The organism is Paracandidimonas lactea, from assembly GCF_021653995.1.
In the GTDB taxonomy this organism is placed as follows: Bacteria; Pseudomonadota; Gammaproteobacteria; order Burkholderiales; family Burkholderiaceae_B; genus Allopusillimonas; species Allopusillimonas lactea.
The window spans coordinates 149215-172445 of record NZ_JAJJOZ010000007.1; the positions used below are offsets into that span (position 1 = coordinate 149215).

The 23231-nt window shown below is 60.5% G+C and carries 23 protein-coding genes and 1 pseudogene; 19 read left to right on the forward strand and 5 right to left on the reverse strand.

Annotation, left to right across the window (positions count from 1 at the left end; genetic code table 11):
* The 4 genes and pseudogenes from LOL23_RS13625 to LOL23_RS13640 all read left to right on the forward strand — a co-directional run bounded on the left by LOL23_RS13625 (position 1) and on the right by LOL23_RS13640 (position 2265).
* Positions 1 to 711: a 3-oxoacid CoA-transferase subunit B gene (locus LOL23_RS13625; protein WP_237173742.1), complete on the forward strand. Its 711-nt coding sequence runs from the start codon at positions 1 to 3 to the stop codon at positions 709 to 711.
* Positions 708 to 824: pseudogene (locus LOL23_RS13630) on the forward strand (Zn-ribbon domain-containing OB-fold protein); the annotation flags it as partial. The gene LOL23_RS13625 and the pseudogene LOL23_RS13630, both read left to right, overlap by 4 nt.
* Positions 825 to 896: 72 nt before the next feature.
* Positions 897 to 1109 (forward strand): PhlB family protein, encoded by a 213-nt coding sequence (locus LOL23_RS13635; protein ID WP_237173775.1) that lies wholly within the window; start codon positions 897 to 899, stop codon positions 1107 to 1109.
* Entirely contained in the window at positions 1099 to 2265 is a 1167-nt protein-coding gene (locus LOL23_RS13640; RefSeq protein ID WP_160978909.1) for an acetyl-CoA acetyltransferase, read from the forward strand. The genes LOL23_RS13635 and LOL23_RS13640 overlap by 11 nt, the downstream gene beginning before the upstream one ends.
* Positions 2266 to 2305: 40 nt before the next feature.
* On the opposite strand, the gene LOL23_RS13645 is transcribed toward LOL23_RS13640, so the two are convergent.
* The gene (locus LOL23_RS13645) at positions 2306 to 3130 is read right to left on the reverse strand and encodes an IclR family transcriptional regulator (RefSeq protein WP_160978911.1); all 825 of its coding nucleotides are present in this window, start codon (positions 3128 to 3130) and stop codon (positions 2306 to 2308) included.
* A 112-nt stretch (positions 3131 to 3242) separates the two neighbouring features.
* Here LOL23_RS13645 and LOL23_RS19020 point away from each other — a divergent pair, with 112 nt between their 5' ends.
* From LOL23_RS19020 to LOL23_RS13680, 7 genes are all read left to right on the forward strand, one after another.
* Positions 3243 to 3533: a rubredoxin gene (locus LOL23_RS19020; RefSeq protein ID WP_305072135.1), complete on the forward strand. Its 291-nt coding sequence runs from the start codon at positions 3243 to 3245 to the stop codon at positions 3531 to 3533.
* A 45-nt stretch (positions 3534 to 3578) separates the two neighbouring features.
* A complete protein-coding gene (locus LOL23_RS13655) occupies positions 3579 to 4931 on the forward strand; it encodes a Rieske 2Fe-2S domain-containing protein (RefSeq protein ID WP_160978915.1) in 1353 nt (450 codons plus the stop codon).
* The gene (locus tag LOL23_RS13660) at positions 4928 to 5704 is read left to right on the forward strand and encodes an HpcH/HpaI aldolase family protein (protein ID WP_160978917.1); all 777 of its coding nucleotides are present in this window, start codon (positions 4928 to 4930) and stop codon (positions 5702 to 5704) included. The genes LOL23_RS13655 and LOL23_RS13660 overlap by 4 nt, the downstream gene beginning before the upstream one ends.
* The gene (locus tag LOL23_RS13665) at positions 5701 to 6474 is read left to right on the forward strand and encodes an SDR family oxidoreductase (RefSeq protein WP_160978919.1); all 774 of its coding nucleotides are present in this window, start codon (positions 5701 to 5703) and stop codon (positions 6472 to 6474) included. Before LOL23_RS13660 ends, LOL23_RS13665 begins: the two co-directional genes overlap by 4 nt.
* A 45-nt stretch (positions 6475 to 6519) precedes the next feature.
* A complete protein-coding gene (locus LOL23_RS13670; protein WP_160978921.1) occupies positions 6520 to 7494 on the forward strand; it encodes a thiamine pyrophosphate-dependent dehydrogenase E1 component subunit alpha in 975 nt (324 codons plus the stop codon).
* Positions 7487 to 8497 (forward strand): alpha-ketoacid dehydrogenase subunit beta, encoded by a 1011-nt coding sequence (locus LOL23_RS13675; RefSeq protein ID WP_160978923.1) that lies wholly within the window; start codon positions 7487 to 7489, stop codon positions 8495 to 8497. Before LOL23_RS13670 ends, LOL23_RS13675 begins: the two co-directional genes overlap by 8 nt.
* Positions 8498 to 8657: 160 nt before the next feature.
* Entirely contained in the window at positions 8658 to 9866 is a 1209-nt protein-coding gene (locus LOL23_RS13680) for an FAD-dependent oxidoreductase (RefSeq protein WP_160978925.1), read from the forward strand.
* Here LOL23_RS13680 and LOL23_RS13685 read toward each other — a convergent pair.
* Both LOL23_RS13685 and LOL23_RS13690 read right to left on the reverse strand, forming a co-directional pair.
* Entirely contained in the window at positions 9860 to 10681 is an 822-nt protein-coding gene (locus tag LOL23_RS13685; RefSeq protein ID WP_160978927.1) for an HpcH/HpaI aldolase family protein, read from the reverse strand. The genes LOL23_RS13680 and LOL23_RS13685 overlap by 7 nt on opposite strands.
* A gap of 17 nt (positions 10682 to 10698) precedes the next feature.
* On the reverse strand, positions 10699 to 12246 hold the full coding sequence (locus LOL23_RS13690) for a CoA-acylating methylmalonate-semialdehyde dehydrogenase (RefSeq protein ID WP_160978929.1): 1548 nt from the start codon (positions 12244 to 12246) through the stop codon (positions 10699 to 10701).
* A 288-nt stretch (positions 12247 to 12534) separates the two neighbouring features.
* Here LOL23_RS13690 and LOL23_RS13695 point away from each other — a divergent pair, with 288 nt between their 5' ends.
* Complete coding sequence (locus LOL23_RS13695; protein WP_160978931.1) at positions 12535 to 13473, forward strand: LysR family transcriptional regulator; 939 nt, start codon at positions 12535 to 12537, stop codon at positions 13471 to 13473.
* Here the strand turns inward: LOL23_RS13695 and LOL23_RS13700 are convergent.
* Positions 13448 to 14338 (reverse strand): sulfurtransferase, encoded by an 891-nt coding sequence (locus LOL23_RS13700; protein WP_160978933.1) that lies wholly within the window; start codon positions 14336 to 14338, stop codon positions 13448 to 13450. The genes LOL23_RS13695 and LOL23_RS13700 overlap by 26 nt on opposite strands.
* A gap of 188 nt (positions 14339 to 14526) precedes the next feature.
* On the opposite strand from LOL23_RS13700, the gene LOL23_RS13710 reads away from it, so the two are divergent.
* Positions 14527 to 15714: an acyltransferase gene (locus LOL23_RS13710; protein WP_305072136.1), complete on the forward strand. Its 1188-nt coding sequence runs from the start codon at positions 14527 to 14529 to the stop codon at positions 15712 to 15714.
* A 17-nt stretch (positions 15715 to 15731) separates the two neighbouring features.
* On the opposite strand, the gene LOL23_RS13715 is transcribed toward LOL23_RS13710, so the two are convergent.
* Positions 15732 to 16292 carry a LuxR family transcriptional regulator gene (locus LOL23_RS13715; RefSeq protein ID WP_160978937.1) on the reverse strand — a complete coding sequence of 187 codons (561 nt, stop codon included), beginning with the start codon at positions 16290 to 16292 and terminating at the stop codon, positions 15732 to 15734.
* Between the two features lie 98 nt (positions 16293 to 16390).
* Here LOL23_RS13715 and LOL23_RS13720 point away from each other — a divergent pair, with 98 nt between their 5' ends.
* The 6 genes from LOL23_RS13720 (at position 16391) to LOL23_RS13745 (ending at position 23183) form a co-directional block, all read left to right on the forward strand.
* Positions 16391 to 17569: a thiolase domain-containing protein gene (locus LOL23_RS13720; protein WP_160978939.1), complete on the forward strand. Its 1179-nt coding sequence runs from the start codon at positions 16391 to 16393 to the stop codon at positions 17567 to 17569.
* A 3-nt stretch (positions 17570 to 17572) separates the two neighbouring features.
* Positions 17573 to 19111 (forward strand): class I adenylate-forming enzyme family protein, encoded by a 1539-nt coding sequence (locus LOL23_RS13725; RefSeq protein ID WP_160978940.1) that lies wholly within the window; start codon positions 17573 to 17575, stop codon positions 19109 to 19111.
* A 55-nt stretch (positions 19112 to 19166) separates the two neighbouring features.
* Positions 19167 to 20258, forward strand: a complete 1092-nt coding sequence (locus LOL23_RS13730) for a C4-dicarboxylate TRAP transporter substrate-binding protein (protein WP_160978942.1) — start codon at positions 19167 to 19169, stop codon at positions 20256 to 20258.
* Positions 20259 to 20402: 144 nt separating this feature from the next.
* Positions 20403 to 20966: a TRAP transporter small permease gene (locus LOL23_RS13735; protein ID WP_237173744.1), complete on the forward strand. Its 564-nt coding sequence runs from the start codon at positions 20403 to 20405 to the stop codon at positions 20964 to 20966.
* 18 nt (positions 20967 to 20984) lie between these two features.
* The gene (locus tag LOL23_RS13740) at positions 20985 to 22304 is read left to right on the forward strand and encodes a TRAP transporter large permease (protein WP_160978946.1); all 1320 of its coding nucleotides are present in this window, start codon (positions 20985 to 20987) and stop codon (positions 22302 to 22304) included.
* Positions 22305 to 22379: 75 nt separating this feature from the next.
* On the forward strand, positions 22380 to 23183 hold the full coding sequence (locus LOL23_RS13745) for an SDR family NAD(P)-dependent oxidoreductase (RefSeq protein WP_160978948.1): 804 nt from the start codon (positions 22380 to 22382) through the stop codon (positions 23181 to 23183).
* The last annotated feature ends 48 nt before the right edge of the window (positions 23184 to 23231 follow it).

A 23231-nucleotide genomic window follows, 5' to 3' on the forward strand; every position in this document is an offset into this window, starting at 1 on the left:
ATGTCGTCCACACCTATTATGTCTTCCGTGCCAATCGCAGGCCTGGGCCGGGACCAGATTGCGGCCCGTGTAGCCCGCGATATTCAGGACGGCTGGTACGTCAATCTTGGGATTGGCGCACCGGAACGCGTGGCCAACTACATTCCGCACGACAAGGATGTCATTCTGCATAGCGAGAACGGCATTCTTGGCATGGGGGAAACCGTGCCGTCCGCTGAGGCCGACTGGGATTTGATCAATGCGGGCAAGCGTCCGATCAGCCTGTTGAACGGCGGTGCATTTTTTGATCATGTGGTTTCGTTCACCATGATGCGTGGCGGGCATCTCGACTTGTGTCTGCTCGGCGCGTACCAGGTGTCGCAGTGCGGCGATCTGGCAAATTGGTGGACGGGTGGTGAAGAGATGCCTGCTGTGGGCGGTGCAATGGATCTTGTGACTGGCGCGCGGCGCCTTTTCGTCATGATGGATCATGTCAGCAAGGCGGGTGAGCCCAAGATTGTCGGTGCGTGCACGTATCCCTTGACCGGCCGTAAGGTTGTTGACCGCATATACACCAATCTGGCCGTGATCGATGTGACCGATGAGGGGCTGTTGGTTCGCGAAATGGTGGAGTCCCTGACATTCGATGCGTTGCAGGCATTGACCGGTGCGCCGATACATCCGGCGGCCGATATGGGCGTCTTGTCGATGACAGAGGAGGCTGCGCGATGAATGGTGCACACTCGTCCAGCCCTGAGGCGGGCGCGGAGCAACAGTATTTTGCGTTCATACGCGCCGGACAATGGAAAATCCAGCGCTGCCTATCCTGTAGCCGTCATGTTTTTTATCCCCGGCAGTATTGCCCTCACTGTCACAAAGATTCCTTCGAGTGGGTCGCGCCCAAGGGCGGCGGCACTGTGTACTCTCTGACCCAGGTGGCATCTCGCGATGGCGATGGCCCTGTGGTCCTACTGGTGGATCTTGATGAAGGCGTTCGTGTCATGGGTGGTGCATGCGTCGATGATATGGCGCACATCCGCATAGGCTCACGCGTCACGGGCGGGCTTGCCGCCGGCGATGAACAGGGATACATCATGTTTGAACCGGAGCATCCAGCGCATGACATCTAGCAAAATCAGGGGCTCTGTTGCCGTATGCGGCGTGGGAACCGCAGGGCTTGGCGAAGCGGCCGGGTATACGGAATTGGAGATTCTTGCGCAGGCCGCGCACCGGGCGGTCGAAGACGCTGGCCTCGAAATGGATGAGATTGATGGCTTGATGACGGCAAGCTTCAGCCGTTTCCTGCCAGGCCTCGCCGTAGCAGAGTACTTGGGCATCCGGCCGGCATTCATGGATAGCAGTAACGTGGGCGGGGCCTCCTACGTCAACTACTTGCTCAGTGCGGCGCTCGCGCTCAACGCGGGGCTTTGCAATGCTGTGCTCGTCTGTTACGGAAGCACCGCACGCACCCAACACGATTTTCGGGAGCATATTCAGGCCCGGGCGAAGCTCGAGCCTCAACCCTATGAGGCGCCTTACCGGCCATATAATCCGCCCTCATCATATGCGCTGGCGGCCGCGCGGCATATGCATGAGTTCGGCACCACGCGTGAAGACCTTGCTCACGTGGCGGTTGCGGCGCGCAAGTGGGCACAGATCAATCCCGATGCGTTCATGCAGGACCCGCTTTCGCTCAACGATGTGCTTGCATCACGCATGGTCAGCACGCCCCTGTCCGTTCGGGATTGCTGCCTGTTGACCGATGGGGCCGGTGCTTTCGTCATGATGCGCGCTGATCGGGCCCGATCAGCGCCTCGGGCACCCGCTTACTTGCTGGGTGCGGGGGCGTCGCAGTCTCACAGGCAAATATCAGCCATGGCCGACCTGACCACGACCTCGGCGGTCGAGTCGGGGCGCCAAGCCTACGCCATGGCTGGCCTGCGGCCTTCGGACATCGACATGCTGCAGCTTTACGATGCATTCACCATCAACGTGATTCTGTTTCTGGAGGATCTGGGGTTTTGCAAGAAGGGTGAGGGCGGCGCGCTGGTGAGCAGCGGCGCCATTGCCCCCGGCGGCAGTCTGCCAGTCAATACCAATGGCGGAGGATTGTCTTGCGTGCATCCAGGGATGTATGGTGTTTTCACGGTCATTGAAGCCGTGCGACAGATGCGTTCGGAGGCGGGGCAGCGGCAGGTACCGGGCGTGGAAACGGTTCTGTGCCATGGCAACGGCGGCGTATTAGCCAGCCAGGTGACCGCTATCCTGGGGGTTGCCCCCGACTGAAATCGGGCGTGCCTTGCGGCGGCAAGGCACCCGGCACTGCCTAGAAACGCTGGAACGGCGCCATGAATGCCTCGAGGTTTTTTACCAGCGAGAGCAGGCGTGGCCCGATGTCATTCTGGAGCGTGCCCTCCTGGCATTGAAAGGCGTGCACAACGCAGTTGAACACAATCAGTTCATCGCGTTTGCCGTGGAACGGCACGCCCACACCATATACATCGGGCAGGATTTCACCCTCTGACATGCAGAAGCCATAGCGGCGGTAGTCCTCAATGCTTTTCAGCACTGCTTTGTGGTGTTGTTCCCACTCCTTGGGCTGCTGGACTTTAAGCGTGTTGAGCAATGTCTCACGTGCGGGCGCCTGCAGGCCGCATAGATAAGCCCTGCCGATGGCGCTGCCAGCAAGTGAAACCGATAGCCCGATATCTGACATCCTGGTATTGAAAATGGAACGGTGGCGGCTGGTTTCGATATAGGTAATTCGCAAGCGATCCAAAACACCCATTGAAACCGACCCCTGAATGGCCTCGGCCAGTTCGCTCATCATCGGGCGGGCAAATTGGCGTATCGCTATGTTTGCCAACAGGGGATAGCCAATTGACAAGACGGCTGTTCCCAATTGGAACTTGCCCGAGTGTTTATCGGCGGCCATGTAGCCAAGGCGCGTCAGCGTGTACGTGAACCTGGATACCGTCGATTTGGACATGCCCAGCATGTCTGAAAGTTCTTTGTTGCTGAGGACGGGCCGATCGGGTGTGAAGGCAGACAACAGCTCCAGCCCCTTTGCGAGTGTCATGGCGAACTGAGGATCCCCGTCATAGTCTTCCAGCCGTTGGCTGCTTTGTTCTATCGCGGAAAGATAAGTCATATATGTTGTACAGCGTTTTGATATTCGAAACAAAGATAGATGTTTAAACCGACTATCGGTAGATTATCACGTATTCGAGCTTTAAAAAATATTCACTTGAACGATAGACGCCATGCAGCCTACCGCCACCACAGCCACCATCGCCACCGCAGCCGCAACCCCAGCCGCGACGGCAACCGCCACCGCAACCGCAACGATAGAGGCAGGTGTTATCGCCGGCACATCTCAGGGGACGGCCACGGTTACGTGGATGTGCGTTTTGTGCGGTTGGATATATGACGAAGCGTACGGTGATCCGGCTGGTGGAGTGTCTGCGGGCACGCGCTGGGAAGATGTGCCCGATTCATGGGTGTGCCCTGATTGTGGTGTGGGCAAAGACGAATTCATCATGGTTCAAGTCTGACGCCCGGCACCGGACGCGGATATTTTGACGCAAGGAAAAATCACAATGCTAAGCAAGGAAGACAACGAGATCCTGACGCGCACGGGCGCATCAACCCCTATGGGCGAGTTGTTTCGCCGTTTCTGGATGCCGGTTATGTTGTCGCAGGAACTGGATGTTCCCGGCGGCACCCAGAAAAGGGTCACAGTATTGGGAGAGGATCTGCTCGCGTTTCGAGACACGACTGGCCGGGTCGGCCTGGTGGAGCCGGTTTGCCCACATCGTGGCGCAAACCTGTATTACGGGCGCAACGAAGAGGGCGGTCTGCGCTGCGTGTTCCACGGCTGGAAGTTCGACGTCGATGGCAACTGCGTAGACCTGCCCACCGCTCCCTGTAATTCGTCGTACAAAGATCGCATCAAGATCAAGTCATATCCCACGCGTGAGGCGGGCGGCTTCGTCTGGGCATATCTGGGTTCGGCGGAAATACCGCCTGAGCTTCCGCAGATGGAGTTCACCCTTTTGCCCGCGTCGCATGTTTTCGTGTCCAAAAAGTGGCAGGATTGCAACTGGGCCCAGTGTCTGGAAGGCGCTATTGATACCGCCCACTTCTCATTTCTGCACATGGTGGTTCCGCAAGTCGGCGAAGATGCGGCCAGCCTCATGGCGCATGCCGCGATCGGTTCGCAGAGCGTGAAGAATGATCGGATCCGCTGGGTGCAGGAAGACCCGCGGCCTAGGTTTGAGATCAATGAATTTCCCGCAGGGCTGACAATCGGCGGAGCGCGCCTGGCGGGAGAACAGGATCGCTACTGGCGCATCGCACAGTTTCTGGCCCCCAACCACGCCCTTGTTCCAAGCGCCTTTCCAGGCGAGAACTACCATGGCCAGACATGGGTGCCAGCGAGCGACACGTCGTGCTGGATCTACAACTACACATGGAATCCCGATCGGCCGCTCACTGAAGAAGAGCGCGAGGCATGTCGCAAGGGCTTGACCGTGCATGCCGAAGTTGATGAAAACTATATCCCGCTGCGTGGGCCCCATAACGATTACTTGCTCGATCGTGAAGCGCAGAGGCTTAACAGCTACACCGGCATCCAGGGTGTGTCCGAACAGGATGCGGCTATTCAGAATAGCCAGGGCCCCATCGTGGATCGCTCGCGCGAAAATCTGGGCGCCACGGATGTCGGGCTGCTGCGTTTTCGCGAATACATGCTCAAGCGAGCCAAAGCGCTGGCGAATGAGGGCAAAGAGCCTAATGAGCCTGCTTGTTCCGAATACTATGCCGTGCGTTCGGGCGGCTGGGTCGCCCACGACAGTAAAAAGCTCGAACAGGTTATGGTTGAGCGGTTTGGCCACAAGTTTGGTCATGTCAATGCCCAGAGGCTGAAGGAAAATCAGGAGGCGTCGGCATGAGGCTGGACAGGTTGCGTGCCAGTATGACGGAAAAAAGCCGGCTGTTTGGGCTGTTCTGCTGTTCGTATAGCGTGCAGGCTGTAGAGGCGATCGCAGACAGCGGGTATGAGTTTCTGATCTTCGATACAGAACATTGCCCCAACGACTTCATCAATTTGCATGCACAGCTTCTGGCGCTTGCAGCCAGCCAGACTGCCGCAGTCGTGAGGACAAATGGCGTTGACAGCGCTCAGATCAAAAAGCTGCTGGATCTGGGCGTCCATGCCTTGATGGTGCCCAATATCGAGACGGCCGATCAGGCTCAAGCCGTGGTTGACTGCTGTCGCTATGCACCCGCCGGACGCCGTGGTGTTGCAGGCAGTGTACGCGCGTTGAGTTACGGCCGCGACAAGCTGTTGCCGGGGCAGGCGCCGGCAGGCCCAGTCATTATGGTTCAAGCCGAGAGCCGCAGTGCGCTGCGAGCTATCGATGCCATCGCGGAAGTCGACGGTGTTGATGTCGTATTCTTCGGCCCCAATGATTTGGCGGCCGATATGGGGTTGCTGGGCCAACCCGGTCACCCGGACGTAGTGAGCGCGATCACCAAAGGCATTTCGCAGGTGCGTTCCGCAGGCAAGTACGCGGGTGTGCTGGCAAGCGAACATGCTTGCGGCCCGTATTTTGAGGCGGGCGCGAATATGGTCGCGCTGGGTTCTGAAATAGGGTTGCTAGTGGCAGGTGCAGACAGTTTGCGGCAACGCGTGACGCGCTACGACGCGCTGTGCCTGTCATGACCGCAGCTCGGCGTCATGCGTTGGTGTTGGCTTCCAGCACCGGTATTGGTCATGCCTGTGCGGCTTCGCTCGCGCAGGCGGGCCATTCCGTATGCCTGAATGGCCGCGATCCAGTGCGTCTCCTGGCGGCCGCGGATCAGATCAGACTCCGGTGTGCGGAGGCTGCCGTTTCGTATTGTGCGGCGGATCTGAACACGTGTGAAGATCGCGACAAGGTCGTGCAGCAGGCGGGGCACGCGGACATCCTGGTTCTGAATATGGGTGGACCGCCAGTAGGCAATCAGACGCTTTCGCTCGCCGAGTGGCAGGCGGCGTTCGATTCGATATTCATGCCGATGACTGACATTCTCGACCGGATTCTGCCCGGCATGATTGCGCGCAGCTGGGGCCGGGTCGTCATGATATCTTCCGCCGCTGTGCGGCAGCCCATACCGAATCTCGTTGTGTCGGGCGTGTTTCGTACCGGGCTTGCCAGCCTGCTGTCAGTGCGGGCCGTCCAGGTGGCGCGCTATGGTGTCACCATCAATTCGCTGCTGCCCGGACGCATTCTGACGGACCGGCAGAACCGGGCCCTGGAGCGCGAGGCAGCGCAGGCGGGTATCACCAAAGATGCGCAGCTGGCAAAAGTATCGGAATCCATCCCTATGGGCCGGCTGGGTACGCCCGAAGAAATGGGTAATGTCTGTGCATTCCTGTGCAGCGAGGGCGCCAGTTACGTGACCGGCCAAAACATCCTTGTCGATGGTGGCGCGTTCCGCGGCGTGTTCTGAAGCGGGCGCGCAATAGTTCAACAGTTTTTCGAGAAAGAGGTCGCTATGACTGTCAGTGATTTACCTATTGAAGATATCGAGTCCGCAATTGCAGGGCTCGAAATGATGTACAGCATTCGATTCCTGGAGGAGAAGATTACGGAGCTGCGCAAGCAGCAAATCATCCAGGGTTCGGTGCATCTTTGCATTGGCCAGGAGTCGATCTATACCGGTGCGCTGCAAGCCTTGCGGCAGGGCGATCAGGTATTTTCAACATACCGCGGCCATGGCTGGGCCATGGCTTGCGGCGTGCCTGCCAGCGCCATCCTGGCGGAGCTTCTCGGACGCCAGACGGGCGTCAATCAAGGCCGTGGCGGATCCGCATACTTCAGTGCGGCGGATTGGGGATTCTATGGTGAAAACTCGATCGTCGGCGCTGGTGCTCCGATTGCCTGTGGCGCGGGCCTGACCAACAAACTGCGCGGCAGCGGCGCAGTTGCGCTGACTGCTTTTGGCGATGGCGCCATGAACCAGGGTGGGATTCATGAGGCAATGAACTTTGCCGCATACCTGAACCTGCCGGTGATATTCGTATGCGAAAACAACATCTATTCGGAACTGACGCCGATTGCCGACATGACGCGAGACGCCAATCTGTATAAGCGCGCAGCCGCCTACGGGATTCCGGGCGTGCGTATTGACGGAAATGATCTTCAGGCTGTGCGCAATTGCGTATCGGAGCATGCGCAGGCCGCTCGCGAAGGAAAGGGCCCGGTGCTGATAGAAATGATGACGCAGCGGTTGGTTGGGCATTACTACGGGGACATGCAAAGTTACCGCCCCCGCGGCGAGCTGACCGAAGCCAAAAAGCGCGAACCCATTTTGCGCCTTCGCGAAAAGCTTGCGTCGGCCGGCATCCCCGTGGAGCGCCTGGCGAAAATCGAAGCCGATGCCCGTGAGGCTATAGAATCCGCCGCCCGCACCGCGCTTGACGCGCCGCTGGCCGACACCAATACCGTTCTGGAGCACCTTTATGCGTAACGATATTCAGAATTCCGTCGTTGAACTGAACTATGGCAAGGCAATCAACGCAGCGCTGCGTCGCGCCATGTCCGAGTTTCCCGACACGGTGCTTTTCGGCGAAGATGCGGGCAAGCCCGGCGGTGTATTCGGCATCACGAAAGACCTTCAGGCTGCATTCGGTCAGGATCGTGTGTTCGATACGCCGATCTCCGAGACGGCGATGCTGGGCACAGCGGTTGGCGCTGCCATGACGGGCCTGCGGCCCATTGTGGAAATCATGTGGATCGACTTCAGCCTCGTTGCGATGGATCAGATCGTCAATCAAGCGGCCAACGTCCGGTACGTCTCCGCTGGAAGGCTTGGGGCGCCGCTCACGATCCGTACGCAACAGGGTGCGCTTCCGGGCTCATGTGCCCAGCATTCCCAGAACCTCGAAGCCTTCTACGCGCATGTGCCAGGATTGCGCGTTGGCATTCCAGCCACCGCTCAGGACGCTTACTCGATGACGCTCGCCGCCATCAAGAGTGATGATCCAACGTTGGTGATAGAGAACCGGGGGCTATACCATGGCGCCAGCCAAACGGTTGAAATTGATGGTGATATCGAAGCTGCGGAAGGCGCCCGCATTGCGCGCGAGGGTAGCGACATCACCATTGTGACGTGGGGCGCCATGCTCGGGCAGGCGCTGGCCGCCGCCGAGGAGCTGGCGGCTACCCACGGGATTTCCGCGGAAGTCGTAAATGCCCGTTGGGTTGCGCCTTTCGACTGGCAGGCGCTGGACAAGAGTGTGGCGAAAACTCATCGCCTGCTGATTGTCCACGAGGCCAATGTGACGGGCGGATTTGGCGCCGAGATCGCGGCGCGTGTCCAGGAGAAGCACTTCCGCAATCTGTCGGTGCCAGTGCGCCGTCTGGGTGCGCCCGATGTGCGTATGCCGGCCGCGCCGCATTTGCAGCAAGTGCTCATTCCGGGTGCTGCGCAGATTCGCGACGCCGCGGTCAGTATGACGCAACCTGAGTAACAGCGTAGTTCGCCCGCGCTCGGCCAGTGGCCCTTGGCCATTGACGAGTGGCCATTGACCATTGACTATTGAGCATTGACAATTGGCCGCTGAGCGCGGGTTGTCGGGGCATCCATTGTTGGATGCCTTGCATGGAGCATGTATCCACATAAGGCATATTATGAGCGTCGCACCTGTCGCAATAGTGGGAACGGGACTCGCAGGCTATACCATCGCGCGGGAGCTGCGTCGCCTGGATAGCCAGGTTCCCATTTCCCTGTTCACGCTGGACGAGGGGCATTTTTATTCGAAGCCCATGCTGTCTAACGGTATATCAGCGGGCAAGGACGCTGCCTCGTTGCTCGGCAAGGTTGTCGGAAACATGCGTGAACAATTGGGGGTGCAGGTTCATGCCCGCTCTGTCGTGCAGTCCATTCGGCCTGACAAACACGAACTCGTCGTCAACGATGCGGTGTTCTCCTACAGCAAATTGGTGCTGGCGGTTGGCGCGGATCCAGTGCGGCTTTCGCTGGGTGGCGACGCATGCGACCGCATTGTGTCCATCAACAATCTGACGGATTACGGCCAGTTGCATGCGCAGTTGAATCAGGCGCGACGCGTCGTTATCCTTGGCGCGGGGTTGATAGGCTGCGAATTTGCCAATGACCTGGCACGCGCAGGCCACCATATAACGCTTGTTGAGCCCGCTTCCTGGCCACTCAATCGGCTGCTGCCCGCCGACATTGGCGCTCAATTGAAGGCAGCGCTCACGAGCGCTGGCGTTGATGTGCGCTGCGGCGCATCCTGCGATTCGGTGGACAGCGTAGACACGGCATTGCTCGTGCGCCTGTCGGATGGCTGCCAATTGCAGGCGGATGTTGTCATTAGTGCCGTGGGCTTGCGCCCCAACGTCGCGCTTGCGCAGGCGGCCGGCCTTGCGGTGGACAAAGGCATTGTTGCAGACCGCTTTCTCCAGACCAGTGCACCTGATATCTACGCGCTGGGTGATTGCGCACAAGTCGATGGCGCATTGTTGCCGTACGTTATGCCGATCATGCAGTGCGCTCGGGCACTTGCCGCGACACTGGCCGGAAATCCGACGGCCGTTAATTACCCTGCGATGCCCATTGTCGTGAAAACGCCCGCACTCCCCTTGGCCATCGCGCCGCCCATGGTGAATGATGGCCAGTGGAAGACGGAAGCGGTCGGCGAAGGCGCGATCAGGGCAACATATCTGAATGCCAAAGGACAGCCCACGGGATTCATTGTGGGCGGAAACATGCTGGCTGAGTATCGCAAGCTGGCTCCAACAGTGCCGCACTGGCTGGAGCCCTTGGAACCAGGTATGGATAACCAGCGGGCGGCAGTTCAGCCGGTGTTGGCTCAGTAGCCGCCACCTTGTGTCTCGGGGGCCGGCTGTGTGTTGTTTTGCCCGGTCATCCGCCGGAAGTCTTTTACGCTGGCGGCCGCTGCGGTCGCCAGTAATCGCACGTCGTTCGATACGGTGACGATGTCAAACCCCCATTCGACAGCCTTGGCGGCATAGGTGGGCGATCCACAGTGCAAGCCTGCGCGGATGCCCGCCTTGTGGGCGGTTGCCAGGATGCGCTGAATAACCTCGACCATCTCTGGCTCGGTGCGGTCAAAACCGACGGGCAAGCGTTTGCCCGCCAGCGCGAGGGTGAGGTCGACCGGCCCGATATAGACACCGTCCAGGCCGGGGGTGGCAACGATTTCTTCCAGGTTCTCGACAGCTTCGCGGGTTTCGATCATGGCCAGGCAGATGAGCTGCTCGTCGGCTTCGGCACCGTAGTTGGCGCCCGACACCACGCCCGCGCGCGTAGGGCCGGAGCTGCGCGCGCCCTGGGGCGGATAACGCATGTACGAGACCAACGCCTCGGCCTGTTCACGGTTGCTGATCATGGGGCAGATGATGCCATAGGCGCCAGCATCGAGCGCCTTCATGATGTGGGCGGGATCCAGCCAAGGCACGCGCACAAGCGGCACGACCTGGCTGGCACGCATCGCCTGCAGCATGTGGAGCGAATCCGCATAGCCGATCAGGCCGTGCTGCATGTCTATGCAGAGGGAATCGTAGCCTTGCTCTGCCATGAGTTCGGCGGTGAAGGGGCTGGCAGTGGACAGCCAGCCGTTCAGGGCAGGCTTGCCGTTGTTCCACAACTGCTTCAGGCGGTTTGCGTGCATGGATGCTCCGTGGTTGCTTACTTGGCGGTGGGCATGGCGAACTCGGCACCTTTGCCTATGCTGGAAGACCAGCGCTGCATGATGCTTTTCTGTTTGGTATAGAAGCGTACACCTTCTTCGCCATACGCATGCATATCGCCGAACATGGAGTTCTTCCAGCCGCCGAAGCCATGCCAGGCCATGGGGACGGGGATGGGCACGTTGATGCCCACCATGCCAACCTGGATGCGGCGGCTGAATTCGCGCGCGATGTTGCCGTCGTTGGTAAAGCAGCTTACGCCATTGCCGAACTCGTGTGCGTTGATCAGATCGACGGCTGCGCCGAAGTCGGCTACGCGGACACAACTCAGCACGGGGCCGAAGATTTCTTCCTTGTAGATGCGCATGTCAGGGGTGACATGGTCGAACAGCGTACCGCCCAGCCAGAAGCCTTGCTCGCAGCCCGAACCGGCGCTGGCGGGGTCGAACTGGCGGCCATCCACCAACAGTTGCGCGCCTTCCTGCTCGCCAATACCGATGTAGCCGGTGATGCGCTCGCGCGCGGCGGCATGGACGATGGGGCCCATTTCTGCTTCGCTGTCCAGGCCATTTCGTACGCGCACGGCGCGCGTGCGCTCGGCCAACATGGGCACCAGCCGCTCGGCCACATTACCCACCAGCACGGCCACCGAAACTGCCATGCAGCGCTCGCCGGCGGAACCGTAGCCAGCGCCGATCAGCGCATCGACGGCGCGATCCAGATCGGCATCGGGCATGACCACCATGTGATTTTTGGCCCCGCCCAGCGCCTGCACGCGCTTGCCATGGCGAGCGCCGGTTTCATAGATCTTGCGCGCAATGGGTGTGGAACCTACAAAAGAGATGGCGGCAACGCCGGGGTGTGTCACCAGCGCCTCCACAGCTTCTTGATCGCCCTGGATGACGTTAAAGACGCCGTCGGGCAGGCCGGCCTGCTTGAGCAGCTCGGCGATCAGCAGCGAGGCACTGGGATCGATGGGGCTGGGCTTGAGGATGAAGGAGTTGCCCGCCGCGATTGCGACCGGGAACATCCACATGGGCACCATGGCGGGAAAGTTGAACGGAGTGATGCCGGCGACAACACCCAGCGGCTGGCGCATGGTCCAGTTGTCCATGCCGCTCGATACTTGGTCGGTGTACTGGCTCTTGAGCAGCTGGGGGATGCCGCAGGCGAACTCAACGATATCGATGCCGCGCTCAACTTCGCCCTGAGCGTCGCTCAGCACTTTGCCGTGCTCGGCGGTGATGGCGCGCGCCAAGTCTGTCTTGTGGAGGTTCAGCAGTTCCAGGAAGCGGAACATGACGCGTGCGCGCCGGATGGGGGGCGTGTCGGCCCAGGCGGGGAAGGCGGCGGCGGCGGCCGCTACAGCGCGGTCTACGTCTTCGGCAGTGCCCAGCGTCACTTGGCGCGCCACAGCGCCCGTGGCGGGGTTGTAGACGGGCGCTAGCCGGCGGCCTTCGGCGGCGGCCGGTGCGCCGTCGATCCAATGCTGGACGAGGGCGTCAGAGAGTGTGTCGAAGGTGGAAGCGGGAACCGGGCCGGTCATGGAAGTCTCCTGGTGGATGAGAGGGTTGGCAGTAGTGTGGATACCGGTTCTTGATCAGGCGGTGCACTGTTGTGCAGCAGCGCTGGTCGAACGAGGAAGAGGCACCCACAGGCCTTGTATCGATGCAGTAAGTCTAGGCTGATCCCGCGCGTTGGATAAGCCGGGTAAAATCAATAAGAGTGTTCAGAATAATGAACAATCCGAGGCTGCTTCGATCGTAGCGATGCATAGGGTGTGGCCATATACCGTAAAGGGCCTGTTTTTTTTTACCGATGCCAGGAGTACCAGATGTCCGCTGATGACATCGCGCCGTTGATGGCCGACATCTACCTGCTGACCGTGCTGTCACAGACACACAGCTTCACACAGGCCGCGCGCCGGATGGGCGTCTCCAAGGCCTCGGTCAGCATGCGCATCACCGCCCTCGAAAAAGCCGCGGGCCTGCCGCTGGTACGGCGCACCACGCGTGCGGTGCACCTGACAGAGGCTGGGCAGGCGCTCGTTTCCAGCGCAGGGCCCGCATTCGAGCGTATCGGCGCGGGTTTCACCTCGGTCAAGGATCTTACCGGTGAGCCGCGCGGCACGGTAAGGGTGACGGCGCCCGTCGCGCTCGGGCGCCAGCACGTGGCGCCCGCGCTATCGCTTTTTCTGCGCAAATTTCCGGATATCACTGTCCATCTGGCGCTGACCGATCGTTTCGTCAACCTCGCGCACGAGGGCTTCGACCTGGCTATACGTCACACTTCGGTGGCGCCCGACAGCTATGTGGCGTGGCCGCTGTGCACCACGCGGTCGGTGCTGGTGGCTTCGCCGGCCTATCTCCGGCGCCGCGGCATGCCCGCGCATCCTCGGGATCTGGCCGGCCACGATTGCCTGCTTTACTTGGGCGACAGCAGCAACGATACGTGGTCGTTCATGCCCGTCGACGGCGATGACGAAGCGGATGCCGTATCCGTTCCAGTGAATGGGCAACTCAAGGCTAACAACAGCGAGGTGCTCAGGCAGGCCGCCATCGATGGCTTGGGTATCGGCCTGCTGCCCGATTTCAGTGCAAGCGCCCCGCCGCGTGCGCGGCTGGCCCCCGTGCTGCCGGGCTGGCGCGTTCGAGGCTTCTTTGGCGATCAGGTCTATGCATTGCGGCCTTGGGCCCCGCACGTGCCCAGGGCCGTTCAGTGCTTCGTGGACCACCTGCGCGCCACCTTCAGCGGCGGTTTTCAGGTGCGGTAAAGTTGGCGTCGCCCGTTGCGACAGGCGCGTTGTCCTGCTGGCTCCATTCGCTCCATGACCCAGGATAGAGCGCGCTGCCGCTCAACCCCGCCAACTCCATGGCCAGCAGGTTATGGCACGCGGTGACGCCCGATCCGCATTGGTTGACGACGTTTTCAGGCTTGACGTCACCGAGTAAAGCCGAATATTCCTCGTGCAATATGCCAGGCTGCTTGTAGCGTCCGTCGGCCTGCAGGTTCTGCATGAAGAAACGATTGCGCGCGCCCGGGATATGGCCAGCCTTCTTGTCCAGGGTTTCGTTCTGCCCTCGAAAGCGTTCATTATTGCGGGCGTCGATCAACTGGCGTTCGCCCCGCGTCAGGTTGGCCTGAACGGTGGCGTAATCAACCATGGTGTGCAGCGCGGGGCGTAAGCTGAAACTGCCTGCGGATTTCTTGGGCGAGGGGCCGCTGGCCAGCGGCAGGTGCGCCGCTTTCCAGGCGTTCAGATTGCCATCGAGCACCCGGCGCCGGCTGTGGCCGGCCCAGCCCAGCATCCACCACAGGCGCGCGGCATACATGCCGCTGGCGTTGTCATACGCCACGATCAGCGTGTCATCGCTGGCGCCAAGCTGTGCCATGCGGGCGGCGAACCATTGTGCATCGGGAAGTGGATGGCGCCCATTTTTCCCGGTACGCGGCGCGCTCAAGTCCTCTTCCAGGCCCACATAAACCGCTCCGGGGATGTGTTCCGCCTCGTGGGCACGCCGTCCCGCCGCGGGATCGGCAAGGTCGAAACTGCAGTCGCACACCAGAATGTCGCCGTTTTTCTCGCTGGCCAGCAAGGCATTCAGTTCAGCGGCTTGTACAAGAATGGGTTCGCTCATTGATGCTCCGTATGGGTAAATGCCGGGGCGGCCCGGCGCGGATGACTATCTGTGCAGTGTACCCAACCGCCCCAGCTCGTTCGCAGAGCCATTAACGTTTCGCTACACCTGGACATCCGGCGTGAGGCACGCTCAGGCGTCCACATGTTACGACTATACGTGCAACCACACAGCCTCGGAGTTTTCGTATGCGGGAGGGCGATACCTCTTTGTTCACCAGCGCCAGCGCCGGCACCAACACCCACACCAGCACCAACACCAACACCGGCAATAGCGCTCATACCGGCACCAGTATCGACGCCGTCCCGAGCCCGCTGGAGGGCTGCCCGGCGACGGCACGGGTGGGCGCGCGTCTGCGCTTCAGCGCCGCGATGGACACCGCTCGCGTGGCGGCCTGTTTTATGGTGGTGCTGTTGCACGTCGCAGCGCGTAATTTCAGTGTGTTCGACGATAGGTGGTGGGCCAGCAATTTCTATGATTCGATCACCCGCAGCTGCGTGCCGCTCTTTCTGATGCTGACGGGCGTGCTGCTGCTGAACAAGCAGGAAGCCTTGCGTGACTTCTTCCGCAAGCGATTTGTGCGCGTGCTGCCACCGCTGCTGTTCTGGTCGCTGTTCTATATGGCGTGGAATGCATGGCATGGCGAAGGCTACGGGCCGTGGTACGGGTGGCTGCGCGCCGTGGCCAATGGGCCGGTTACTTTCCACCTCTGGTATCTCTATGCCATTGTCGGTATCTATTTGTTTGTGCCGTTCCTGCGCAAGATCTGGCACGCTACCGGGCCAGCCGAGAAGAAGATCTACCTGGGCTTGTGGGTGGCCGTGTCGTGCTGGCCTACCGTGCGTACGCTGCTGGGGATCGAGACAGACCTGCTCGAGGTATACGGAGCTGGCAATTTCTTTGGCTTGGCCGGCTACCTGTTTCTAGGTGCGTATGTGTATGAATGCTTCCAGCGCCAGAGCGACAAACGTCGCTACGTGCTGGTCAACGCCGGCCTGTTCGCCGTGTTTGCCGTGCTGACCATGTTGGCAACCTACGCGTACTCGCTGCGCGAAGGCGCTCCCGATCCGCTGTTCTACGATTATCTTTCACCGTTTGTATTGGCGTCGTCGGTCTGCGCCTTCAACGTCCTGTACGGGTTGGGCTCGAAAAGCGTCAGCCTGGCCGTGCCGCTGCGGCGCGCGTCCGCCTGCACCTTGGGCGTCTACTGCATCCACATCTTCGTCCTGCAACGCATGGATGATGCGACGAGCCTGCTGTCGGGCGCCCGCTCGCAATGGTGGTCCATCCCCTTCATGGCGGCCTGTGTGTTTGGCCTTTCGATGCTGGCCATCATGGCATTGCGCCGCTTCAGGCCGTTTACCTATGTGACTTAGACTGCAGGGGGCTCCGCTTAGCTGCCGTGGGTGACCTGGATGATCCGAGAAACGAGCTCGGCCGTGTTCTTGGCGTTGAGCTTGCGCATCAGGCGTCCGCGGTGCACTTCGACAGTGCGGTGTGAAATGCCGAGTTCGGCGGCGGTTTCTTTGCACGTGAGGCCGTTGACGATGAAGCCGGCGATTTCTTGTTCGCGCGGGGTGAGTGATGCGGTTTTGCTGGGACGGTGCTGGATGCGTTCGAAATTCCACACCATCAGGCTGAATGGGTCTTGCGGGGTAAGCGTGATGCCGCGCGCGCGGGCCCAGAAAATTTCTTTGCTGCGATGCTGCATGAAGCGTTCGTCTTCATACGTGGTGTTGTGCCGCAGCGCCTGAAGGCAGCGCTCGCCGATTTCGTAGTAATCGGCACTGCATGGATAGAGCTTGAGAATGAGCTCATCTGCCAGCTCTTCGACCGAATAACCGAACAAAGAAGCGAATGCCTTGTTGCAACGCAATATGCGCCGATGTTCAGTGATGATCAGCGGTGAGGGCGATTCGCGAAAAGCGAGTTCTTCCAACTGCGTGTCGGTCATATTCGTAAAACTACGTACGTAGATAAGTGGGTGCACGTATAGACCTACGTATCTTAAGCCTCCATCATTAGAAAAACAACATTCAGTGGAGGCGCATCATGCAAACGCACACGGTCTCGCTTGTAGGCAGCGGGCATACCAAATTCGGCCGGCTTGACGCATTGCGGCTGGAGGATCTCATCGTATCGGCCGCGCGCGAAGCGCTGGAAGATGCCGCAGTGCCGGCCAGCGAGGTCGATGCGGTATTCCTGGGCCATTTCAATTCGGGCATGGTCAGTGATGGCTTCGCGTCGTCGCTGATTCACCAGGCTTCGCCCGATCTGCGCTTCACGCCGGCAACGCGCTGCGAGAATGCGTGTGCGTCGGGTGCCGCGGCCATTGCCGCCGGTGTGGCGGCGATACAGGCGGGGCAGGCCGAGGTTGTGCTGGTTGTGGGTGCAGAGAAGATGACGCACAACAGCACTGCCGATGTCACGCGCGCGCTGGCCGGTGCGGGCTACCAGAACGACGCGAAGGAAGCCGCGCTCAGCTTTCCGCAGGTGTTCGGCCTTGCAGCGCAGACATACACCCGCCGCTATCAGGATCCGCTGGCTGCCATGGCAGCCATCGCAGCCAAGAATCACGCCAATGCCATGCGCAACCCATTGGCGCAAATGCACAGAGAGCTTGATGTAGAGGCATGCAACACAGTGTCGGATCGCAACCCGCTGATTGCGCCGCCGCTGCGGCTTACCGATTGCTCGCTGGTTTCCGATGGCGCGGCCGCAGTGGTGCTGGTCAGCGCCCAGCGCGCTCATGAATTCCCGCGCGAGGTGGCCTTGCGCAGCATGGTGCATGTCAGCGATCTGCTGCCGATGTCGTCGCGCGATTTTCTGGCGTTCGAAGGCCCGCGCAAGGCGATCGGCGATGCGCTGAATCTTGCCGGCATCCAACTTGGCGACTTGAATTTCGCGGAAGTGCACGATTGTTTCACGATAGCTGAGCTGCTGATCTATGAAGCGATGGGGCTGGCGCCCGCGGGCCAGGGGCACCGGGCGCTGGATGAGGGGACGGTGTTTCGCGGCGGGTCGCTTCCCGTGAATTTATCTGGCGGCCTCAAGGCCAAGGGCCACCCAGTGGGCGCCACCGGCGTGTCCATGCACGCCATCGCATTCCGGCAACTGACGGGGCAGGCCGGAGACATGCAGATTGACAGCCCCTCGTTGGGCCTGGTGTTCAATATGGGCGGTGCGGCGGTCGCCAACTATGCGTCGGTGCTCGAGGCAAAGCGGGTGTGACGCATGAACATCGCCAATTGGCTTTATCAGCGGGCGCGGCAAACACCAGAAGCCCCCGCGCTGTTCGCGGGTGCCGAATGCCGCGCCGATTACCGCGCGTTCGCCGCGCATGCGGCCGCACTGTCTGCAGTGCTGTCGGGCGATTACGGCATTCGCGCCGGCGACCGCATTGCACTGTATATGCCCAACCGCATCGAATATCTGGTGATGCTGTATGCGGCATGGTGGATAGGTGCGGTGGTGGTGCCAATCAATTACAAGCTGCATCTCAAAGAAGCTGCATGGATCGCAGCCAATGCCGAGGCCGGTGTGCTGGTCACGGATACCGGCGAGCAGTTCGAGGCGGCCGCGCTGCCTGCGGGCTGCCGGGAGCTGGGTGTCGATGCCGCTGTGTACGCGCAGGCCGTGGCGAACGCGGATGAGGACAGCTTCCCCGCGCCGTGCGTCGCAGCGCCGGAAGCGTTGGCCTGGCTGTTCTACACCTCGGGCACTACGGGTCGCCCCAAGGGTGTGATGCTCAGTCACGGCAATCTTATGGCGATGGCACTCTGCTATCCCTACGATGTGGATAGCGTGTCGGCCAGCGACGCCTGGCTGTATGCGGCACCGATGTCGCATGGGGCGGGCCTGTACAACTTCATGTCGGTGCGGGCAGGAGGGCGCCATGTGGTGCCAGTGTCTCGCGGTTTCGACGGTGCCGAGATCTTCGCACTGGCGCGCGAACTGGGCGGTATCTGCATGTTTGCTGCGCCAACTATGGTCAAGCGTATGGTCCGGGAGGCGCCTGACTGCGTGGAGGGGTTGCGCACGATTGTGTGTGGGGGCGCGCCCATGTATGCCGCCGATATGATTGAGGCGCTCGATGTGCTGGGCCCCGTTGTGGCGCAGATATATGGCCAGGGTGAAAGCCCCATGACGATCACAGCCATGCGAAGGGAGACGATCGCCGATCGCGGTCAGCCGCGCTGGGAAGCGCGCATCGCATCCGTGGGCACCGCGCAGTCCTGCATGGAAGTGCGGGTGGTGGATGACGCATACAACGATGTGCCGCCGGGAGAATGTGGTGAAGTGTTGGCGCGCGGCCCGGCGGTCATGAGCGGATATTGGCGCAACGAGGAGGCTACCCGGCAGACGCTGGTGGACGGCTGGCTGCGCACGGGCGATATCGGCTTTCTGAGCGCGGACGGGTTTCTGACGCTTACTGATCGCTCGAAAGATGTGATTATTTCTGGCGGCACCAATATCTATCCGCGCGAAGTTGAGGAGGTGATTGCCCGCCATCCTGATGTATTCGAGGTGGCGGTGGTCGGCGCACCGCATCCAGAATGGGGCGAAGAGGTCGTGGCCTTTGTGGTGCTGCGCGCGGGCGCCGCGCATGTTGACGCGACGGTGCTCGAGGCCTGGTGCCGCGCCGAGATGGCCTCGTTCAAAAAGCCGCGGCGCTATGTGTTCCGCGTCGAGCTGCCCAAGAACAGCTACGGCAAGATCCTGAAGACAGAACTGCGGAGCCTTGCCAGGCAGCCGGGAGGCATCCCGGATTAGACCGGCCCGTGGGGCCATATATAGCGCATCACCGCGCACATAATGAGGAGGAGTCATGAAACGTCGTGAGTTCATCAGGGCTACTGGCTTGTTGGCCGGGGCCGGCGCATTGGGCGGCTTGTCGCTGCCGCTTTCCGCGAAAGAAAAGATCTCGTTCAAGTTCGACAGTTATGTATCGGAGACCGCAGGTCCATCGTGGCTGGATCGGTGGTTCCTGAGCGAGCTGGAGAAACGCTCGGGCGGTATAGTCAAAGTGCGGCGCTATTGGTCTGCATCCCTGAATAAAGTGGGTGAGCATCTGCCTGCTGTACGCGACAAGACATCGGAGATGAGTCTGATCTCACCGGGGTACTATCAGGCCGATCTGCCCGTCACGCGCGGGCTGGAGTGGTACTTCCGCATGAACCGCGCCGATGCACTGCTGCAGGTATGCCGGGATGTGTACGGGCAGTTCGAGCCGCTGCGCGATGAGTGGGAGAAACGCCACCGCGCCAAGGTAATGTACTGGACCAACTGGAACTACGCGCCGCTGATCACGCGCACGCCCATCAAGTCGCTGGAAGACATCAAGGGCAAACGTATCCGCGGCTATGGCGTGGCCACGGATGTGATTGAGAGGCTTGGCGGAACGGCGGTGCCGATGGCCGCACCCGAGGTCTACACGGCGCTTGAACGCGGTGTGCTGGACGGTGTGTATGGTTTCGACTTCATCACAGCAGTTGCCTACAAGCTGCATGAGATTGCCCCGCACTTTACCGATATCGGTGATGGCCCCCATGCACCGGCGGCGACGGTTATCAATATCGACACCTGGCAATCGTTTCCCGCCGGGATCCAGGCGGCATGCAATGAAATTGTCGATGAAATATATGGCGGCCAGTACTCCAGCATCATGAACAAGGTGTTGCACGATTATGTGCAGAAGGCGCGCAAGGAAGGCGTCAAGTTCCATGTGCTGGATGACGCGCAGAAGAAGACCGCCAAGGCGTTAATTCAGCCAGCTCAGGTGAATAAGTGGTCGGAGACCGTGGCCAAGCCAGCGGGGATTGATGCCGCACGCATGCAAGCCCTGATCGATCAGGCGATTGCCAAGCATGACCCCAAGGGCACCTTGCTACGGCCTTCGGAGATCGCGGCACAGGCGTAATCCCGGCGGTGTGGGCATCGGGTTTAACCGAAGCCGAAACCGCAGCGCACAGGCGCGGCGGTTTCGGCCGCGTCGGCGTTCGCAGGCTGTCGGGGCCTTGAAGGCTCGTCGAGCGGGTCATGCGAAATTCTGAAGGAGGGCCCTATGCGGCTACTCGAAAATTTCTTCAAAGCGGTATCGGATTTCCTGGGGGCAATCGCCCTGGTTTTTCTGATGTTTCTGATGTTGGGCACGACAGCGGATGCTGTGTTCAGAAGCATATGGGGGCGCTCGCTTTCAGGCGTCTTTGAGCTCGCAGAACTGAGCATGGTGCTGGTGGTGTTTCTGGGGTTGGGGTGGACCCGTCTGGACAACGCGCACATACGCGTCACCATGCTGGTGGATCGCGCGTCACCGCGCATGGCGCGGGTGGCCGAGACCCTCTCCTGGGCATTCGCCGCGCTGCTGCTGCTCTTCCTGGCTGTACCGTCCACGCAAGAGGCTGCCCACTCCTTCTCCATCCGCGAGTTTCGTTGGGGCTATATCGAGTTTCCGATCTGGTGGGCCAAGATCGTTCTGGCGGTGGGCCTTTGGTTCGGTTTCCTACAGATGGCTTTTCATGCTGTGTATGTCGCGGTGCGGGGCGTCCCGGGGCGGTCCGTCTCTCACGCCAGCGCTGCGCCATCCTGCGATGACGCGCAGGCCGGTCGTGCGCATGCCAATCCCTGACAAAGAACAGGAAATATCATGGATGATTTCGTCGTGGCGACGACCGTCGCAACCTGCCTGATCTTTTTGTTGATGGCGATTGGTACGCCAGTGTTCGCTGCGCTCGGCCTGGCAGGCGTGGCTGGCATCGTGATGATCGAGGATCTGGATTTCGTGCTGAATCGCCTCAAGGCGTTTTCCTATCATCAGTCGGCGTCCTATCTTCTGACCGTGATCCCTTTGTTTATCCTCATGGGGGCGTTTGCACATCATGCGGGCGTGGGGCAGAAGCTGTTCGGTGTGGCGCGCAAGTGGGTGGGGCACCGTCCCGGTGGCCTTGCCATGGCCAGTATTCTCACCTGTGCCGGTTTCGCCGCAACCTCGGGCTCGAGTGTGGCCACGGCCGCCACAGTGGGCGCCGTAGCGATCCCCGAGATGCGCAAGGCGGGTTACGATCCGCGCCTCTCGGCGGGCGCCGTAGCGGCGGGCGGCGTGCTGGGCGTTCTTATACCGCCCAGCGTACTGCTTATATTCTATGCGGCGCTGACTGAAGTCTCCGCCGGAAAAATGCTGGTGGCGGGCGTTTTGCCAGGCATTCTCTCCACGGCTGTGTTCATCGCGGGCATTTGGGTCATTACGCACAAAGCAGGCGCCTCCGGCGATCTGCCACAGCCTGAAAGCTGGGGCAGGCGCGTGGGGGCGTTGGGCGATGCGTGGCAGATTCTGGTGTTGTTTGCGGCAGTGCTGGGCGGCATCTACCTGGGGTTCGTCACGCCAACCGAGGCGGGCGCGGTTGGGGCGTTCATGGCCTTTTTGATGCTGCTTTTTTCGCGCCAGACGCACGCCACACTCAAGACACGCCTGTTGGAAAGCTGCCGGTCTTCGATCACCACGACGGTGATGATCTTGCTGACCATGATAGGCGCAGGCATCTTCAGTTACTTCCTGAGTTTGGCGCAGATTCCGCAGATGATTGCGAGCTCGGTGGTGGAAGCGGACGTTCCGCCGTTGGCTGTGATTTTCCTGCTGCTGGCAATCTATTTTCCGCTGGGCATGTTTCTGGATGCCTTCTCGATGCTGGTCATTACCTTGCCCATCATGTTTCCGACCGTCGTGTCGCTGGGTTATGACCCGATCTGGTTCGGCATCCTGGCCGTGAAGATGTGCGAGATCGGCTTGATTACCCCGCCGATGGGTCTGAACGTATATGTGATCGCGGGCATCGACCGCGACACCCCCTTGACGCAGATTTTTCGTGGTGCGTGGTGGTTCGTGGTGATGGAAATCGTGACCACGCTGATACTGTTCTTTTTTCCCATCATCGTCACCTGGCTGCCCGACAACATGCTGGGCAAGTAGCGCCCGCGCCGCCGCGGCGCGATGTACGCAGCACGCAGTGTATGCGTGCATTGAAACAAAGATGAGGAGGCTGGTATGGCAGGGCGTCTGGAAGGTAAAACAGCCGTAGTAATGGGCGCCGGCTCCGCCGGCCCCGGCTGGGGCAATGGCAAAGCCGCCGCCGTATTATTCGCACGCGAGGGAGCGCACGTTGTATGCGCAGACCGCAACGTGGATGCGGCGGCGGAAACTGCACGTATTATTGTCGGCGAGGGCGGGCATGCGTTCGCGGTGCAGGCGGATGTCACGCGGCTGGACGATATTGCCGCAGTGCAGCGGCAGGCGTTTGCTCGTTTCGGCAAGGTCGATATCTTGAACAACAACGTCGGTATTGTGAGCGTTGGTGGTGTGGTTGAGCTCGATGAAAGCGAGTGGGATCGCGTGTACGCGATCAACCTGAAAAGCTGTTATCTGGCCATGAAACAGTTTATCCCCGCCATGCGGGAGCAGGGTGGGGGCTCTATCATCAATATTTCATCTATCGCATCGTTGCGCTATACCGGCGTATCGTATGTCACATATTCGACTACAAAAGCGGCAATGAATCACATGACTCGTATGACAGCCGTCGAGTACGCCAAAGACAAGGTGCGCGTCAACGCGATTCTGCCTGGCCTCATGAAGACGCCTATGGTCGAGAATGCAGCCAGCCTTGCCGTCGAATACGCGGGGGGCGACGTGGCGAAAATGTGGCGCGAGCGGGATAACCAGGTACCAATGGGGCATATGGGCGATGCCTGGGATGTTGCCCATGCAGCCGTGTTCCTGGCCTCCGACGAGTCCAGGTATGTGACAGGCATCGAGTTAGTGGTGGACGGCGGCATTACGCTCAAATACTGACATCGCATCATCGTCGATACCGCTTTCATGCGCTCGGGCGCCGCGGGT